The organism is Kitasatospora sp. NPDC053308 (genome assembly GCF_055585785.1).
Genome location: NZ_JBVJJY010000009.1, coordinates 213,804 through 230,536, shown reverse-complemented (window position 1 = coordinate 230,536; position 16,733 = coordinate 213,804). Strand labels below are relative to the sequence as shown.

General features: G+C 74.6%; 13 protein-coding genes and 1 pseudogene. 7 read left to right on the top strand and 7 right to left on the bottom strand.

The window, feature by feature from the left end:
* Positions 1-1,199: 1,199 nt before the first annotated feature.
* The 5 genes and pseudogenes from ACZ6Y7_RS21900 to ACZ6Y7_RS21880 form a co-directional block, all read right to left on the bottom strand.
* Positions 1,200-1,847 carry a class I SAM-dependent methyltransferase gene (locus ACZ6Y7_RS21900; protein WP_465759572.1) on the bottom strand — a complete coding sequence of 216 codons (648 nt, stop codon included), beginning with the start codon at positions 1,845-1,847 and terminating at the stop codon, positions 1,200-1,202.
* A gap of 620 nt (positions 1,848-2,467) precedes the next feature.
* A pseudogene (locus tag ACZ6Y7_RS21895) lies at positions 2,468-2,768 on the bottom strand (transposase); the annotation flags it as partial.
* Positions 2,769-3,219: 451 nt separating this feature from the next.
* The gene (locus ACZ6Y7_RS21890; RefSeq protein ID WP_465759571.1) at positions 3,220-3,759 is read right to left on the bottom strand and encodes a hypothetical protein; all 540 of its coding nucleotides are present in this window, start codon (positions 3,757-3,759) and stop codon (positions 3,220-3,222) included.
* 220 nt (positions 3,760-3,979) lie between these two features.
* Positions 3,980-4,915: a hydroxymethylbilane synthase gene (gene hemC / locus ACZ6Y7_RS21885; RefSeq protein ID WP_465759570.1), complete on the bottom strand. Its 936-nt coding sequence runs from the start codon at positions 4,913-4,915 to the stop codon at positions 3,980-3,982.
* A gap of 42 nt (positions 4,916-4,957) precedes the next feature.
* Entirely contained in the window at positions 4,958-6,235 is a 1,278-nt protein-coding gene (locus tag ACZ6Y7_RS21880) for a hypothetical protein (RefSeq protein ID WP_465759569.1), read from the bottom strand.
* Between the two features lie 461 nt (positions 6,236-6,696).
* Between ACZ6Y7_RS21880 and ACZ6Y7_RS21875 the strand changes: the two genes are divergently transcribed.
* From ACZ6Y7_RS21875 to ACZ6Y7_RS21860, 4 genes are all read left to right on the top strand, one after another.
* Entirely contained in the window at positions 6,697-7,902 is a 1,206-nt protein-coding gene (locus ACZ6Y7_RS21875) for a cytochrome P450 (RefSeq protein ID WP_465759568.1), read from the top strand.
* Positions 7,903-7,951: 49 nt separating this feature from the next.
* On the top strand, positions 7,952-9,112 hold the full coding sequence (locus tag ACZ6Y7_RS21870) for a type III polyketide synthase (RefSeq protein ID WP_465759567.1): 1,161 nt from the start codon (positions 7,952-7,954) through the stop codon (positions 9,110-9,112).
* Positions 9,109-9,693, top strand: a complete 585-nt coding sequence (locus tag ACZ6Y7_RS21865) for an NUDIX hydrolase (protein WP_465759566.1) — start codon at positions 9,109-9,111, stop codon at positions 9,691-9,693. The genes ACZ6Y7_RS21870 and ACZ6Y7_RS21865 overlap by 4 nt, the downstream gene beginning before the upstream one ends.
* A gap of 199 nt (positions 9,694-9,892) precedes the next feature.
* Complete coding sequence (locus ACZ6Y7_RS21860; RefSeq protein ID WP_465759565.1) at positions 9,893-10,324, top strand: SHOCT domain-containing protein; 432 nt, start codon at positions 9,893-9,895, stop codon at positions 10,322-10,324.
* Positions 10,325-10,408: 84 nt separating this feature from the next.
* Here the strand turns inward: ACZ6Y7_RS21860 and ACZ6Y7_RS21855 are convergent, their stop codons facing one another.
* Positions 10,409-12,898 (bottom strand): Tex family protein, encoded by a 2,490-nt coding sequence (locus tag ACZ6Y7_RS21855; RefSeq protein ID WP_465759564.1) that lies wholly within the window; start codon positions 12,896-12,898, stop codon positions 10,409-10,411.
* 362 nt (positions 12,899-13,260) lie between these two features.
* On the opposite strand from ACZ6Y7_RS21855, the gene ACZ6Y7_RS21850 reads away from it, so the two are divergent.
* Positions 13,261-13,671 (top strand): PPOX class F420-dependent oxidoreductase, encoded by a 411-nt coding sequence (locus tag ACZ6Y7_RS21850; protein WP_465759563.1) that lies wholly within the window; start codon positions 13,261-13,263, stop codon positions 13,669-13,671.
* A 465-nt stretch (positions 13,672-14,136) separates the two neighbouring features.
* On the top strand, positions 14,137-15,036 hold the full coding sequence (locus tag ACZ6Y7_RS21845; protein ID WP_465759562.1) for an aminoglycoside phosphotransferase family protein: 900 nt from the start codon (positions 14,137-14,139) through the stop codon (positions 15,034-15,036).
* Positions 15,037-15,231: 195 nt separating this feature from the next.
* On the opposite strand, the gene ACZ6Y7_RS21840 is transcribed toward ACZ6Y7_RS21845, so the two are convergent.
* Positions 15,232-16,140 carry a LysR family transcriptional regulator gene (locus ACZ6Y7_RS21840; protein WP_465759561.1) on the bottom strand — a complete coding sequence of 303 codons (909 nt, stop codon included), beginning with the start codon at positions 16,138-16,140 and terminating at the stop codon, positions 15,232-15,234.
* Positions 16,141-16,212: 72 nt separating this feature from the next.
* On the opposite strand from ACZ6Y7_RS21840, the gene ACZ6Y7_RS21835 reads away from it, so the two are divergent.
* A complete protein-coding gene (locus tag ACZ6Y7_RS21835; protein ID WP_465759560.1) occupies positions 16,213-16,611 on the top strand; it encodes a RidA family protein in 399 nt (132 codons plus the stop codon).
* The last annotated feature ends 122 nt before the right edge of the window (positions 16,612-16,733 follow it).

The window sequence follows — 16,733 nt, the reverse complement described above, 5'->3', positions numbered from 1 at the left end:
GGGCGGCGCAGGGCGGGGGGGAGCACCAGACCCCCCCCCACCCCCCCCCCACCCCCCCCCCCTCCCCCCCCCCCTCCCCCCCCCCCCCCGCGCCCCCCCCCCCCCCCCCCCCCCCCCCCCCCCCCCCCCGCGGCTGGGTCTGGCGAATGGACCGAATATGACGGTTGGTCTACATATTCTGATCCTGGGGGGTGGGGCTGGCCGTGGGAGCAGGGGTGCGGTGGGACGTCACGCGCCCAACGGAGGAGGTCAGCAGGCCGAGGACGCCGGGGTTTCCGCACCGTTGAGCGCATGTGGTCGACCGAGCAAACGACCGTCCGGGCGAGGCCGGGGCGGCAGAGACTCCGCCGGAGGAGCCGCGTCGGGAGCAAGTCTTGCCCCAGGCCACGGTCCCGCCGACCGGGAGGCGTTCGAGGCTCATGCCCATGCACGCCGCGTGCCCGGGCAGCGGCGGTTACCCGGCTGGAGAGGCGTCTCCGGGACGGAGTTTCTCCTGCTGGATCGAGTGGAGGAGGCGTCCCGGGAAGAGGGCCGCCATGAGGCGCTCCAGGTCGGCGGGGCTCATCGGCGTCCGGGAGGGACGTGTCGTGCAGGTCGGAGGAGGCGGGTGATCCGCTCGCGCAGTTCGTCGGCGTAGCCGTGGCCGGTGATCGCCTCGACGGCAAGCCCGGCGACGAAGGTGTTCTTGCCGTTGCACTGCGGTCAGCCGGTGTGGTCGACCAGTTGGACAGTGGCGCGCGGGACGGGGAAGCCCGGGCGATACCGCTGGACGCTCCCGTCGAGGTCGATCCGCACCGACAACTGGCGCGCTTATCCACGCCCGCTCCCGTCCTCCGCCGAGGCGCCCTCGAACCTCCCGGTGGCGCCGGACCTCACAGTGGAAGGCGCCACGGTCGAGGGGCTGGTGGCGCTGGGCACTGCGGCAAGGACGGGCGGGCCGGCCCCGACGGTCAGCGTGGCCGCGAGGGCTCCGGTGGCAGCCCTGGCGGCCCCACAGGCGCAGTCAGCATGCGCGTTCACGTGGGGTCGCGGAAGCCTTCTGCCTTCCGGTCGGCGCCCGCGCGGGGCGTCAGGAGCGCACCACCGCGGCTCCCTGCTCTCACGTCAGGAATCACCCCGCGCTCGGCCCGGGCTGACTCGCCCCCCTGGACGCGGCCCGCCCGGGGCTCGTGGCACAGGAAGTCGGCCGGGCCGACCTCCTACGCGCGCGGCTCGGCCAGCAAGCTGACGTAGGACCGGTCCGGGCGGTCCGGGCGCAGCTGTTCCAACCGGGTGGTGACGGTGAAGCCGGCCCCGTCCAGCAGGGAGACCAGACGGTCGGCTGGGAGCAGGTAGGAGCCGAACGACACCGGGTGGCCGTAGGCCGTCGCCGGGTGGAGGCGGGCATCGCCGGCGTGGCCGCCGAGGAGGAGCAGGCCGTTGGGGGCGAGCACGCGGTGGAACTCGGCGAACAGCGCGGGCAGCAGCTCGGGCGGGGTGTGGTGGACGGAGTACCAGGCGAGGATGCCGCCGAGGGTGCCGTCGGGGAGGTCGAGGGCGCTCATCGTGCCCTGGTGGAAGGTGAGTCGGGGGTACGCGCGGCGGGCCAGCGCGATCATCTCGCCGGACACGTCGACGCCGAAGGCCGACAGCCCCAGCCCGGCCAGGTGCGCCGTGACCCGGCCCGGCCCGCAGCCGAGGTCCGCGACCGGGCCGCCGCCCGCAGCCCGGACCAGCTCGGCGAAGGCGACCAGCATCGCCCTGGACACCGGGTCCATGCCCTCGGGCGGGACGACCCGGTGGAGGTAGTCGGCGGCGACGGTGTCGTACGACTCCCGTACGGCGGCAAGGTGCGCGGGCTCGGTCACCCGCGCCACTCTAAGGCCCGTCTGACAAATGATCGTGTGGCAGGTCGAGGCGAGTGGACGGACGTGGCGTGATCACCGGCAGGCGGTGAACGGTGCGCTGCGGCAGCCGCGGCAGCTGCGGACCGTACCGCTCCGTGGCGTGGTCTCACGGAGCGGTACGGGCCGTGGCCGTCCGTCTACGAGCGGTTCGCCCGCGGGGAGGCGGACTGGACGTGGGCGACGCTGTTGGAACGCGTCCAGATCCGCGATGACGCGGAGGGCCGGATGGAGTGGGCCGTCGCCGTCGGCTCCACGGTCACCCGGCCCATCAGCACACCGCCGACGCCCGCACAAAGGGAACTCGGACGGGGCCCACGGCACGGTCCGAGCCACTCGCCGACCCACGGACCTCGGGTGCTCAGCCCACCGCGGGACCGGCCGGGGCCCGCTGCTGTCGATCGTGCTCAGCCCGAGGGATGTCACCGACGCCACCGGGTTCGGCCAGGTCTTCGACGGGATCCGTGTCCCAGGCGCGGCCACGGGCGGCCGCGCACGACACCGATCGTGTGCCGGAAGCGACAAGGCATCCCGTGCGGATGAGCGTCAAGGGGCGGCCGCTTCGGGCTCTGCGGATGCCCGGGAGGGAAGACGACTGATTCGTCGAACCTCTTGACGAGGTTGCGTTGCGCCGCGACGTGCCGGTCGCCGGTTGCTCGTCGGCGGTCGTCGTGGGCTCTGGCCCCGGCGATCCGGGAGAGCGCCGAAGGCTCGGACGTAGCCGACGGCGGCCGGTCTTTGGTCCTCCACCTTCCGGCTCATGACCTGGCAGCTCTTGCCGCTGGCTCTGGTGACGGGGGCGCTTCCCGCGTGGGCCTTGAGGGATCGGACGGTGGCGAAGCGGGCCCGATCGTCGCCGATCTCCGCCAGGACCGGGGCGCCGGTCGGTGCGGCCGGGCGGCGGGCCGCAGGACCCGCTCCGGAGCCGGCTACAGCTACCCGCACAACGCCGTCGGCGACCGCTCCCGCCCGGCCTACGGCGAGGTCCCGGCCGACGCGTGCACGGAGCCCGCCGCCGTGTCCCGGGGACACGGGGCTTCTCCGGGGGACGGGGACGGGACGTGCGGCCGGCCCGGCACGGACTGATCGAGCAGGCCCCGGCCGTCGACAGGCCGAGGCCCCGCCGACCGGCAGCAAGACGAGGCGTTCGGCGCCGTCGTCATCCTGACTCCGGGGAGCTGACGGCCGTCGGTGAGGCCGTCCGGCAGGTGCTCGCCCACGACCGAGGCCGCGCGGCCGACCCGGCCACCCGCCCCTCCGACGCCCGACCGGTCGCCGCCGTCGCCCGGCCGTTCCCCCCCTGCTTGGCGGCGTCCCCGGGAGCGCTGACCGCCCCTCAGGCCGCCCGGCGCCAGGGCTGCCGGGCCACCGTCCGTACCAGCGGACCGACCAGCAGGCCCGCCGCCGCACCCAGGACGATCCCCTGCACCCCGTCCCAGACGTCCTGTACGTCGCAGCTGCGCCCGATCGCCGGCAGCGCGTAGTGCACCGTGGACACCGCGAACGGCAGCGCCGCCGCCGCGAGCAGTGCGACGGCCGCCCGTCGCCTCGTCCCCGCCAGCGCGGCGGCGAAGCCGACCGGGGCGTAGGTCGCCAGCTTGAGCTCGATGTGCCGGACGTGCAGCAGCTCGTACGGCGACCGCGGGCGTCCGCCGGCGACGGTGCAGTGCCGGACGGCGTCCTCGGAGAGCCGGAACGCCTCCGGCAGCAGAGTGGCCACCACCACCCCGCCGAGGCCGAGCAGCAGGAGGAAGCCCACCGCCCAGTGGGCCCGCAGCAGCCGTCCCACCGGCCGGTTGAACAGAGCCGCGGGCGCCAGCGAGAGCAGCAGCCCGGGCCAGAACATCGGCATCGCGCCGAGCACCGCACTGATCACTTCTCAACGGACGCCGCAGCCACCCGTCCGGTTCTGATCACATCCGACCGAATTCGTGTGCCCGGCACCGCCTGAACCGCACGACACGCACCCGCCCGCGCGCCCGCCCGACACGCGCCCGCCCGGCACCGCCAGAACCGCGCGACACGCGCCCGCCCGGAACCTCGCTCCCGCCCGGACTCCGGTGGCCGCCCGGACTCCGGTGGCCGGCCGGATCCCGTCAGTGCGGGATCGAGGAGATCAGCTCCTGCGCCCCCTGCCGCTTGAGCGCCAGGGCCACCGAGGTCCCCAGGTCCTCCGGGCTGAGCGCGCCCGCCCACTCGTGGGCGTCCAGCACCCGCTTGCCGTCCGGGGTGAAGACCCGGCCGCGCAGCGAGAGGCGGCCGTCCGCCTCGGCCTTGGCGTACCCGGCGATCGGGCTGTTGCAGTGGCCCTGCAGCACGTGCAGGAACATCCGCTCGGCCGCCGCCTCGCGCCAGGTGTCCCGGTGGCCGAGCGTGGTGACGGCCTCGATGGTCGCGGCGTCGTCCTCGCGGCACTGCAGGACGAGGATCCCGGCGCCGATGGGCGGGCACATCGCCTCGATGCCGAGGACCTCCGTGATCCGCGCCTGCTCGCCGATCCGTTCCAGACCGGAGACGGCGAGCAGCAACGCGTCCACCGTTCCGGACTCCAGCTTGGCGAGCCGGCTGTTGGCGTTGCCCCGGATCGGCACGCACTCCAGGTGCGGGTGGGTGGCGGCGAGCTGTGCGGTGCGGCGCACGGAGGAGGTGCCGATCCGGGTGCCGGGCGGGAGCTCGGCCAGGGTCAGGCCGCCGGGGTGGACGAGGGCGTCACGGATGTCGTCCCGGCGCAGGTAGGCGGCGAAGACCGTACCGGCGGGGAGCGGGCGGTCGGCGGGCACGTCCTTCAGGCAGTGCACGGCGACGTCGGCCTCCCCGGCGAGCAGCGCCGCGTCGACCTCCTTGGTGAACGCGCCCTTGCCGCCCAGGTGGGCGAGGTCGCCGGTCCAGCGGTCGCCCGACGTGGTGACGGGCACCACCTCGGTGCGCAGGCCGGGGCGCAGGGCGGCGAGTTCGGCGCGGACCCGCTCGACCTGGGCGAGCGCCATGGGCGAGGAGCGGGAGACGATGCGGATCAGCTCAGCGGTGGGCATGGCGTGATGATAGGCCGTCGAACAGCAGTCGTTGACGCCGCGTCAGGCGGACGGCGCATAGTGCCGCCTGATCCGGTGGGTCTGCACGCTCCGCATCACCGACCCCACCGCGTCGATCGCCGCCCCGCCCACCACCAGCACGCTCGCACCACCGAAGCCGAAGCCGAAGCCGTATCCGAAGCCGTAGCCGTATCCGTATCCGAAGCCGTAGCCATCGGCCTCCCCGCCCCCGAGAGCCGCCACCAGGAGCGACGGCAGCACGGCGACCAGCCCGGTGCCGAGCACCTCGGCGGCGGCCAGCCGCCCGCGGACGGCGGCGAAGTAGGCGACCGTGGCCGCGCCGGGCTCCACCCCGGGGACGTACGCGCGGGTGCGCAGCAGGGCGCCGGTGTCGCCGGTCAGCACGGACCGGCCCGCCCGGACGGCGAGCCAGGCCCCGGCGGCGGCGAGGAGGAACAGCAGGACCAGGTACGGCAGCCATGGCAGCCGCAGCGGCGCGAGCAGCAGCGCGGCGGCCACCGCCGGGACGAACCCCCGGTGGCTGAGCACCAGCGCCAGGTGGCGGCGCTCGCCGGCGGCCCCGCGCCCGATCGCCGAGTAGCGGAACTCGACCCGCCGCTCGGCCACCCGCCCGGCGATCACCAGGGCCGTCGTCACCGCCAGGCCCGCCAGCACGGCCACCAGGGCCAGCGCGAACCCCCCGTACCCGGCCCGCTCCCGGACGTCCCACAGCCGGCCGGGCAGGACGGCGAGGACCTGCGCGAACAGCAGCACCGCGATCGCGTCGCCCAGCCCGTGCCGGTCCATGAAGCGCAGGAGCGGCAGCAGCGCCGCCGCGCCCGCCGCGGCACCGGCCGTCAGCACGGCGACGGCGAGCGCCCCGTGCAGCCGCAGTACGCCGTCCCCGGCGGCCGCGCCGGGGAGCAGGTGCCCGCCCTCCGCGACCAGGGCGAGGCCGAGGCCGCCGAGCAGGCCGAGCGCGAGGGCGGTCCGGCGCTGCAGCAGGAGCAGCCCCGGGCGCCCCGCGCGCAGCGTGGCGAGCCGGGGGTGCAGCCGGGCCAGCGCCGGGACGAGCACCCGGGCCAGCAGGAACGGCAGCACGCCGAACGGGAGCAGCGCCAGCCGGTACAGCCCGCCGCCGGTGACCAGGTCCGTCAGGCCGCGCACTTGGTCGCCGGGCAGCGCCGCGTCCGCGACCCGCCCGAGCACCACCGGGTCGACGCCCGGTAGCGGCAGGCTCTGCCCGAGCCGGAACAGCGCGATCCCGCCGACGGTGACCGCCACCCGGCGGCCCAGTCCCGGTGTCCTGAGCAGCGACACGGCCCCTCCTCCCCCTCTCACGGCGTCTCCCCCTCTCACAGCGTCTCCCCCTCTCACAGTCTCTCCCGCTCTCACGGCGCCTCCCCGCCCGCGGCGCCTCCCGTGCCGACGCCCCGTCCCCCGCCCGCGGCGCCTCCCGTGCCGACGCCCCGTCCCCCGCCCGCGGCGCCCTCCCCCACGTAGGAGCTCCGCGATCGCCGTGGTTCCAGCGGCAGTTGGGACGCCGACGGTCGCCGGGCGGTTCCCCCCGGACCGCTGTGTCCCGCGGGAACCAGCCTCAACTCATCCACCGGAGGAGACGGTTCGCATGACAATCAGCCAGCTCACTCATTAGAGCTAACTCCCCGCCCGATCCACCCTTTTGCCCGTTCTTGGGGGGAACATCGGCATGTCCGCGCCGAACCGAGGAACCACCCCGGGCGCGGCATTCCCCGGCAGGACGAGGACAATTGGACAGGCCCGTGACCACCACCGCCCCCGTGTGGGACTGCCCCTTCCACCACACCGACGGCCTGGAGTTCGACCCCCTCCTCAAGCGGTTGCTCACCGAGGCCCCGGTCGCCCGGATCCGGCTCCCGTACGGCGAGGGCGAGGCCTGGCTGGCCACCCGCTACGAGGACGTCCGGGTGGTCACCACCGATCGCCGGTTCAGCCGCGCGGCGGGCATCGGCCGCGACCTGCCGCGGATGACGCCCGCTCCGATCGCCCAGGCCGAGGCGATCAACCTGATGGACCCGCCCGGCCACACCCGGCTGCGCCGGCTGGTCGCCCAGGGCTTCACCAACCGCCAGGTCGAGCGGCTGCGCCCGAGCACCCAGCGGACCGTCGACGGCTACTACGACGAGATGGCCGAGCACGGCGCCCCCGCCGACCTGATGCGCTTCCTGGCCGACCGGCTCCCGCTGACCACCATCTGCGAGCTGCTCGACATCCCCGAGGCCGACCGCCCCGAACTGCGCGGCCACGCCGTCGCGATGATGCGGATGGGCCCGGACAGCCGGGCGGGCCAGGAGGCCGCCAAGGCCGCGCTGCGCGGCTACTTCAGCGAGCTGACCGCCGCCCGTCGGGCGCGCCCCGGCGAGGACCTGATCAGCGCGCTCGCCACCGCCCGCGACGGCGACGAGCTGCTGGACCCCGACGAGCTGACGGTCATGGCGATGGTCCTGCTGGTCACCGGCCACGACACCAGCACCTACCAGCTCGGCAACATCACCTACACCCTGCTCACCCACCCCGAACAGCTCGCCAAGCTCCGGGCCCAGCCGGACATGCTGCCGCGGGCCCTGGAGGAGCTGCTGCGCTTCATCCCGTTCCGCCAGGGCGTCGGCATCGCCCGGGTGGCCACCGAGGACGTCGAGCTGGGCGGCACCCTGATCCGGGCCGGCGAGGCCGTGCACGTCTCCTACCTGACCGCCAACCGGGACCCGTCGGTGTACGAGCGCCCCGACGAGCTGGACCTCTCCCGCGGCACGCCCACCCACATGGCCTTCGGCTACGGCCAGCACCACTGCCTCGGCTCGCACCTGGCCCGGATGGAGCTGCAGGTCGCCATCGGCACCCTGCTGCGGCGCTTCCCCGAGCTGCGGCTGGCCGTCGAACCCGACGAACTCGACTGGAACTCCGGCTCGATCTGGCGCTTCCCGCGCGCCCTGCCGGTGGCCTGGTAGTCCCCTCCCCCACCACCCCACCGTTCCCGCACCGGGGAGACCCTCACCCATGGCCACACTCTGCCGCCCCGCCATCGCCGTGCCCGAGCACGTCATCACCCTCGACGAGACCCTCGACCTCGCCCGCACCCTGCATGCCGGCCACCCCCGACTCGGCCTGGCCCTGCGGCTGATCGAGAACACCGGGGTGCGGACCCGGCACCTGGTCCAGCCGATCGAGCGGACCCTCACCCACCCGGGCTTCACCGTCCGCAACGAGGTGTACGAGCGCGAGGCCAAGCGGCGCGTCCCGGAGGTCGTCGAACGGGCCCTCGCGCACGCCGAGTTGACCGCCCGGGACATCGACCTGATGGTCTACGTGTCGTGCACCGGCTTCATGATGCCGTCGATGACCGCCTGGCTGATCAACACCATGGGGTTCCGCTCCGACACCCGCCAGGTGCCGATCGCCCAGCTGGGCTGCGCGGCCGGCGGCGCCGCCGTCAACCGCGCGCACGACTTCTGCCGCGGCTACCCGGGCGCCAACGTGCTCATCGTCGCCTGCGAGTTCTGCTCGCTCTGCTACCAGCCGACCGACCTCTCCGTCGGCTCGCTGCTCTCCAACGGGCTGTTCGGCGACGCGGTGGCCGCCGTGGTGATGCGCGACCGCGGCGGGCGCGGCGTGCAGATCGAGCGCAACGGCTCGCACCTCGTCCCGGGCACCGAGAACTGGATCTCGTACGGGGTGAAGGACACCGGCTTCCACTTCCAGTTGGACAAACGGGTGCCCGGCACGATGGAGCTGCTCGCACCCGCGCTGCGCGGCCTGGCCGGGGAACACGGCTGGGACGTCTCCGGGCTCGGCTTCTACATCGTGCACGCCGGCGGCCCGCGGATCCTGGACGACCTGTGCCGCTTCCTCCACCTGGAGCCGGCCGCCTTCCGCCACAGCCGCGCGACGCTCACCGAACGCGGCAACATCGCCAGCGCCGTGGTCTTCGACGCCCTCGCCCGGCTGTTCGCCGACGGCGGCGTGCCCGAGGGCACCTGCGGACTGCTCGCCGGCTTCGGCCCGGGCATCACCGCCGAGATCTCGCTGGGGAGTTGGGTCGGCGCCCCGGCCGCCACGCCGCGCCCGCGCCGGCCGCGCGCCATCTCCACCTCCGACATCGCCCTCGTCCATCCGACCGCCCCCCGGCGTTTCCCGGCCGGCACTACGATCACCGAATGACCGATACCACGGACCGCACGGACACCTCTGCCAGAGCCGCTGAACTCGCCGCCCGCTTCCCCGCGTTGCACGCCCCGCAGTACTGGAGCTGGGGACGGTACGACGCGCAGTTCTCCACCGAGCTGCCGCCGGACGCACTGGTCACCAACATCCACCTGGTCGGCTTCGCGGACGGCGACGTGGTGCTCTGCCGGGACGACCGGGACCACTGGTTCCTCCCCGGCGGCACCCGGGAGCAGGACGAGAGCGTCGCCCGCTGCCTGGAGCGCGAGTTGCGCGAGGAGGCGGGCGCCCGGCTGCTCGGCGAGCCGGGCTGGCTGGGCGCGCACCGCTGCCGCACCGACGACCCGGTGCCGTACCGGCCGTGGCAGCCGCACCCGGAGAAGGCCTGGCTGTGGGGCTGGGGCGAGGTCGCGCTGGACTCCTCGCCGACCAACCCGGCGGACGGCGAGCAGGTGGTCGAGGTCCGCGCCGTCCCGGCCGCCGAGGCACGGCGGCTGCTGCTGAGCGGGCACGACGCCTGGTGGGGCGAGCTGATCGAGCTGGCCGTGGAGCTCCGGCGGCGCGCCGGACGCGGCTGAGCCGTCCCGGGCTGCGGAACGCCTGGACGGCGGGGTCTTCCGGGCGGGGTGCTCCGGGCGGGGTGTTCCGGGTGCGCTACTCCGGGTGGGCCATCTCGGGGCGGGTGTTCCGGGCGGGGTATTCCGGGCCGGGCCGAAGATCACTGGGATGGCTGAGCAGCGGGGAGCGATGTCCTTTTTGCGGTGATATGACTCAGCCATGGACACCTCTCTCCTGGCCGGCACCGACTACCCGCTGCTCAACATCTTCTGGACGATGTTGGAGCTGTTCCTCTGGGTGCTCTGGTTCTTCCTGCTGTTCAAGATCATCACGGACATCTTCCGCAGCCACGACCTCAGCGGCTGGGGCAAAGCCGGTTGGCTGGTCCTGGTGATCCTCCTGCCCCTGATCGGCGTCCTGGTCTACCTGATCGCCCGGGGGCAGTCGATGACCAAGCGCGACATCGAACAGGCCCAGGAGGCGCAGGCCGCGTTCAAGTCCTACATCCGGGACGCGGCCGCGTCCGGACCGGACGGCGGCGCCGGTGGCCGCAGCCACGTCGACGACCTCGCGAGACTGGCGGACCTGAAGGACAAGGGCGCCATCACCGAGGAGGAGTACCAACAGGCCAAGGCCAAGATCCTGGCCTGACCGCCCGAAGGGCGCGACACGGCCCGGGTCCGGTGGACGCGCGAGGCGTCCACCGGACGCGGGCCGTGGTCCGTCCCTGCGGACTCAGCGCCGCCCGGAACGCCGGTCGCCCGAGCCGGCGTCGCCGCCCCCGGCCAGGCCGGCCCGGCGCAGCGCGTCCGCCATGGCGCTGTTCGCCGGCGGCACGCCGGCGCCCCGGTCGCGTCCGCCCTGAGCGCCCTGGCCGCCCTGACCGCCGCGCCGCTCCTGACCGCCGCGTCCACCCTGACCGCCCTGGCCCCCGCGCCGCTCCTGGCGCGGCGGGCGGGCCTGGCGCTCGCCCTGCCCCCCGCGCTCGCCGCCCTGGCCGCCGCGCTCGCGGCCGACCTCGTCGTCCAGCCGCAGCGTGAGCCCGATCCGCTTGCGCGGCACGTCCACCGAGAGCACCCGGACCTTCACGATGTCGCCGGGCTTCACCACCTCGCGCGGGTCCTTGACGAAGGTCCGGGACAGCGCCGAGACGTGCACCAGGCCGTCCTGGTGGACGCCCACGTCCACGAAGGCCCCGAAGGCGGCGACGTTGGTGACCACGCCCTCCAGCACCATGCCGACCTCCAGGTCGCCGATCTTGTCGACGCCCTCCTTGAAGGTCGCGGTGCGGAACGCCGGGCGCGGGTCCCGGCCCGGCTTCTCCAGCTCGCCGAGGATGTCCGTGACGGTCGGGACGCCGAAGGTGTCGTCGGCGAAGTCGGCGGGCCTCAGCGCCCGCAGCGCGGCGCCGTTGCCGATCAGCCCGCGCAGCTCACCGCCGGTCGCGGCCAGGATGCGGCGCACCACCGGGTAGGCCTCGGGGTGCACGCTGGAGGCGTCCAGCGGGTCCTCGCCACCGGGGATGCGCAGGAAGCCCGCGCACTGCTCGAAGGCCTTGGGGCCGAGCCGGGCCACGTCCTTGAGCTGCTTGCGGGTGCGGAAGGGGCCGTTGGCGTCGCGGTGGGCGACGATGTTGTCGGCCAGCGTGCCGGTGATGCCGGAGACCCGGGTGAGCAGCGGTGCCGAGGCGGTGTTGACGTCCACGCCGACGGCGTTGACGCAGTCCTCGACCACGGCGTCCAGCGAGCGGGAGAGCTTCACCTCGCTCAGGTCGTGCTGGTACTGGCCGACGCCGATGGACTTGGGGTCGATCTTGACCAGTTCGGCCAGCGGGTCCTGCAGCCGGCGGGCGATCGAGACCGCACCGCGGATGGACACGTCCAGGTCCGGCAGCTCCTGCGAGGCGAAGGCGGAGGCCGAGTAGACCGAGGCGCCGGCCTCGCTGACCATCGCCTTGGTGAGCTTCAGCTCCGGGTGGCGCTTGATGAGGTCCTCGGCGAGCTTGTCGGTCTCCCGGGAGGCGGTGCCGTTGCCGATCGCGACCAGGTCGACGTCGTGCTTCTTCGCCAGGACGGCCAGGGTGTGCAGGGCCGCGTCCCACTTGTTGGCGGGCTGGTGCGGGTAGATCGTGTCGTACGCGACGACCTTGCCGGTGGCGTCCACCACGGCGACCTTCACCCCGGTGCGGAAGCCCGGGTCCAGGCCCATGGTGGCGCGGGTGCCGGCCGGGGCGGCGAGCAGCAGGTCGCGCAGGTTGGCGGCGAACACCCGCACCGCCTCGTCCTCGGCCTCGGCGCGCAGCCGGGCCCGCAGGTCGATGCCGAGCCGGACCAGGATCCGGGTCCGCCAGGCCCAACGGACGGTGTCGACGAGCCACTTGTCGGCCGGGCGGCCGCGGTCGGCGATCCCGAAGCGGGCGGCGATCCGCTGCTCGTAGTCGTTCTCCCCGGGCAGGTCCCCGTCGGACTCGCCGTCGTAGGGTGAGAGTTCGAGGTCGAGCACCTCCTCCTTCTCGCCGCGCAGCATCGCCAGGATGCGGTGCGAGGGGAGCTTGGTGTACGGCTCGGCGAAGTCGAAGTAGTCGGCGAACTTGGCGCCGTCCTGCTCCTTGCCCTCGCGGACGGTGGCCACCAGCCGGCCGCGGCTCCACATCCGCTCGCGCAGCGAGCCGACCAGGTCGGCGTCCTCGCCGAAGCGCTCGACCAGGATCGACCGGGCGCCCTCCAGCGCCGCGGCGCCGTCCGCCACCGACTCGTTGACGTACTGCGCGGCCAGCGCCGCCGGGTCCTGGGTCGGGTCGGCGAGCAGGGCGTCGGCCAGCGGCTCCAGCCCGGCCTCGCGGGCGATCTGCGCCTTGGTGCGCCGCTTCGGCTTGAACGGCAGGTAGATGTCCTCCAGGCGGGCCTTCGAGTCGGCCGCCAGCACCCGGGCGCGCAGCGCGTCGTCCAGCTTGCCCTGGGACTCGATGGACTCCAGGACGGCCGCCCGGCGCTCCTCCAGCTCGCGCAGGTAGCGCAGCCGTTCCTCCAGGGCACGCAGCTGGGCGTCGTCGAGGGAGCCGGTGACCTCCTTGCGGTAGCGGGCCACGAAGGGGACGGTCGCACCGCCGTCGAGCAGGTCGACGGCCGCCTTCACCTGCCCCTCGCGGACGCCCAGTTCCTCGGCGATCTTGCGCTCGATCGCCTGCTGGGCCTGCCGGGCCACCTGTTCGACTGGCGTGGTCACGAAGCCGGTCACCTTCTCCTTCAGTGCGTTCGCCGTACGCCCTGCATTCTGGCAGGTGCCGACGACGGCGCCCGGCCGCACCCGCGGCGGCCGGGCGTGGCGGCCGGAACGCCGGCCGGGAGCGGCGGGCCCGGCCGACGGGCCCGGCCGGCGGTTCCGGGCGGGCCGGGCGCGGAGTCCGGGCGGAATCCGGACGGTCACGCGGCGGGGCGCGGCGGACTCGACGCGGCTCGCGGCGGATCGCGGCGGATCGCAGCGGCTCGGGGCGGCTCGGGGCGGACTCGATGCCGCTCGCGGCGGACCCGGCGCGGCCCCACGAAGGCTCAAGTGATGCCCAGGTGCGGCTTCCTAGGCTGACGGGCATGGACACTCTGGACGCAGCCGCCGAGTTGGAGCGACTCGCCGCCGCCAAGTACCTGCTGTTCACCACCTATCGGAAGAACGGCACCCCGGTGGCCACTCCGGTCTGGGTCGCGCGGGACGGCGACGCGCTGGTCTTCACCACCGTGACGAAGACCGGCAAGGTCAAGCGTCTGCGGAACCGCACGGACGTGCTGGTCGGCCCGAGCGACATCCGCGGCAACCTGCTCGGCGCGCAGGTCCCGGCCACCGCCGTCCTCGACCCGCACCGGGCGCCCGCCTACCGCAAGCTGCTGCGGCGCAAGTACGGGCTGCTGTGCGCGATCGCGCTGACCGCGAACGTGCTGCGGTTCGGCAAGGGCGGCACGATCGGGGTGCGGGTCACCGTCGGAGCGCGCGTCTCGCCGGCGTGAGCGACCACCGGCCGCGGGTCACTCCGGCGTGAGCGACGCCCTGGGCCGGCCGTCGGCGGCCACGTCGATCACCTTCGTCGGGCTGTTCGCTCGTCGACCGGATCCGGTCCGGGCCGTCCCGGACGGCGTCGACCTCGCCGCCGTAGCGGAAGCCCGCGTGGGCGATCTGCCGGCGGCGGGTGGCCGGTCCGGAGCCCTGGTCGTCGAAAGGCCCCCTGCGCGGTGCCGCCGCTGCTGCTGCCTCCGCTGCCGCTGGTGGTGCGGTACTGCGTCACCTGGCGGGCCTGGATCCGGTGGATCGTCCGGCAGGAGGAGCCGGGGACGCTCAGCAGCGCCGCCAGGGCCGCGCGCAGGGCCCGGCGCTCTCCCGCGGTCTGCAGACCGGTCACCATGCCGTAGGACAGGGCTGCGCACAGTTCCGGAATACGGCTGAACGGAAACGACCGGCGCTGTACGCTGCCGGGCATGTGCGCTGCCACCCGGATGCACCCCGACGAGCCGGTGGTCGACGCGGCCCTGGTGAGACGTCTGATAGCCGCGCAGTTCCCGCAGTGGGAGCGCCTCCCGATCACCCCGGTCGGCTCCGCCGGGACGGACAACGCGATGTTCCGCCTCGGGCCCGAACTCGCCGTCCGGCTGCCCCGGATGGCGTGGGCGGCCGGGGACGTCCGGCGGGAGCACCAGTGGCTGCCCAGGCTGGCACCGCGACTGCCGCTGCCGGTCCCCGCCCCGCTCGCCCTCGGCCGGCCCGCCGCCGGCTACCCCTGGGAGTGGTCGGTGCTGCGCTGGATCGACGGCACCAACCCGACGGTCGGTGCCCTGGCCGCACCCGGCGCACTGGCCCGCGACCTGGCCGGCTTCGTCAACGCCCTCCGCGCCGTCGACCCGACCGGTGCCCCGGCCGGCCACCGCAGCGTCCCGCTCGCCTCCCGGGACGGCGCGACCCGCGCGGCCATCGCCCAGCTGGCCGGCTCGATCGACACCGTCGCGGCAACGGCCGTGTGGGACAAGGCACTTCAACTCCCCGACTACGCGGGGCCGCCGGTCTGGATGCACGGCGACCTCACCCCCGGCAACCTGCTGCTCTCCCGCACCGGGCGACTCGCCGCCGTCATCGACTTCGCCCTGATGGGAGTCGGAGACCCGACCGCCGATCTGATCGCCGCCTGGAACCTGCTGCCCGCCGCCGCCCGCCCCGCCTTCCGCGCCGCCCTGCGCGCCGACGACGCCATGTGGGCCCGCGGCCGCGCCTGGGCCTTCTCGATCGCCCTGGTGACGATCCCGTACTACCGCCACACCGACCAGGCCCGGACCGCCAACGCCCGCCACGTCGTCCGCGAAGTCCTCGCCAACCGCAGCGCCTGACACCCCGCCCCGAGCCGCCGGGACACCCACCACCGACGCCGCCCGACAGCTGCCCCCCCGGGAGGCCGGGCTGGGGCCACCTCCCGGCTGGCGACCCGGAGGGCGTCGGCGACGGGCGACCACGCGGCGAGGTACGGGCTCCACCGCACTTCCCGGCCTGGGCCGGGGGAGCCGGCCCGCGGACGAGGACGGCCCCTACGTCCTGGGCGGGAGCGTCTCGGTGGCGGCGGCGAGCAGGTGGCGCACCAGGGGGTCGGGGTCGTCGGTGCGCCAGGCGACGGCGACCCGGGTCCGGGTGCCCTCGGGCTCCGTCCGGCGGAAGGCCACGCCGCGCAGTCGGATCCGTCGGATGCTCGCCGGGGCCAGGGAGACGCCCAGGCCGGCGCCGACCAGGGCGCAGACCGTCTGCCACTCCACCGCGTGCTGCGCGATCGTCGGGGTGAAGCCCGCGTCGGCGCACAGACCGGTGATCCGGTCGTACAGCTGCGGCCCGTCCTCCCGGGGCAGCAGCACGAACGGCTCCTGCGCCAACTGCTCGATGCGGACGGCCCGTTGGGCGGCCAGCGGGTGGCCGGCCGGCAGCACCGCCACGAACGGCTCGGTGAGGAGGGTACGGAAGCGCAGGTCCGGCCGGTCCGCCGGCGGTTCGCGCAGGAAGCCGACGTCGATGGTCCGTTCGCGCAGTGCGGTGAGCTGCGGGGCACTGGTCATCTCGCGCATGTCCAGGCGTACGGCGGGGTGGCGCCGCCGGAAGGTGTTCAGGAGTCCGGGCAGGACGGTGAGGGCGAGGGAGGCGGAGAACCCGATCCGCAGCCGGCCGGCCTCGCCGCTGCCGACGGCGCGGGCGGCGGCCAGCGCGTCCGCGAGGTCGGTGAGCGCCCGGCGTGCGGCGGGCAGGAGTTCCCGGCCGGCCGGGGTCAGGGTGACGCCCCCGGGGTCACGGCGGAACAGCGGGTGGCCGACCTTGTCCTCCAGCCGCCGGATCCGCTGGCTCAGCGGCGGCTGGGCGATGCCCAGGCGGGCGGCGGCGCGGCCGAAGTGCAGTTCCTCGGCGAGGACGGCGAAGGCGTGCAGTTGCGGCAGGGGGAGTTCGGGACGCTCCATACCGCCAGGGATATCAGATCGCCCCGCCAGGAGTGTTGGACGTATCTCCGGAGCTCACCTAGCGTTCCCGGCATGACAGAGCGACGCGCGATCCTCAGCGGTTCGACCTTCGAGGAACAGATCGGCTACGCCCGGGCCGTGGTGGACGGCGACTGGGTGCACGTCTCCGGGACGACCGGGTTCGACTACACCACGATGACCATCTCCGAGGACGTGGTGGAGCAGGCCGAGCAGTGCCTGCGCACCATCGAGGCAGCGCTGACCGAGGCGGACTGCGGCTTCGCGGACGTGGTCCGGGTGCGCTACCTGCTGCCCGAGCGTGCGGACTTCGAGCCCTGCTGGCCGGTGCTGCGCCGCTGCTTCGGTGCGGTCCGCCCGGCCGCCACGATGCAGGTGTGCGGGCTCGCCGACCCCCGGATGCGGATCGAGATCGAGGTCACCGCCCGCCGGGCACGCCGGGCCTCCTCCTGATCCGCTCCGCCACCCCGCCTACGCCGGGCCCGGCCGCCCTGGGTCACCGCCGCCCAGCGCGTCCTCGCCCCGCACAACCGGCGCCGCCACCAGGACGACGGCCGCACCGCCGACGACCTGCA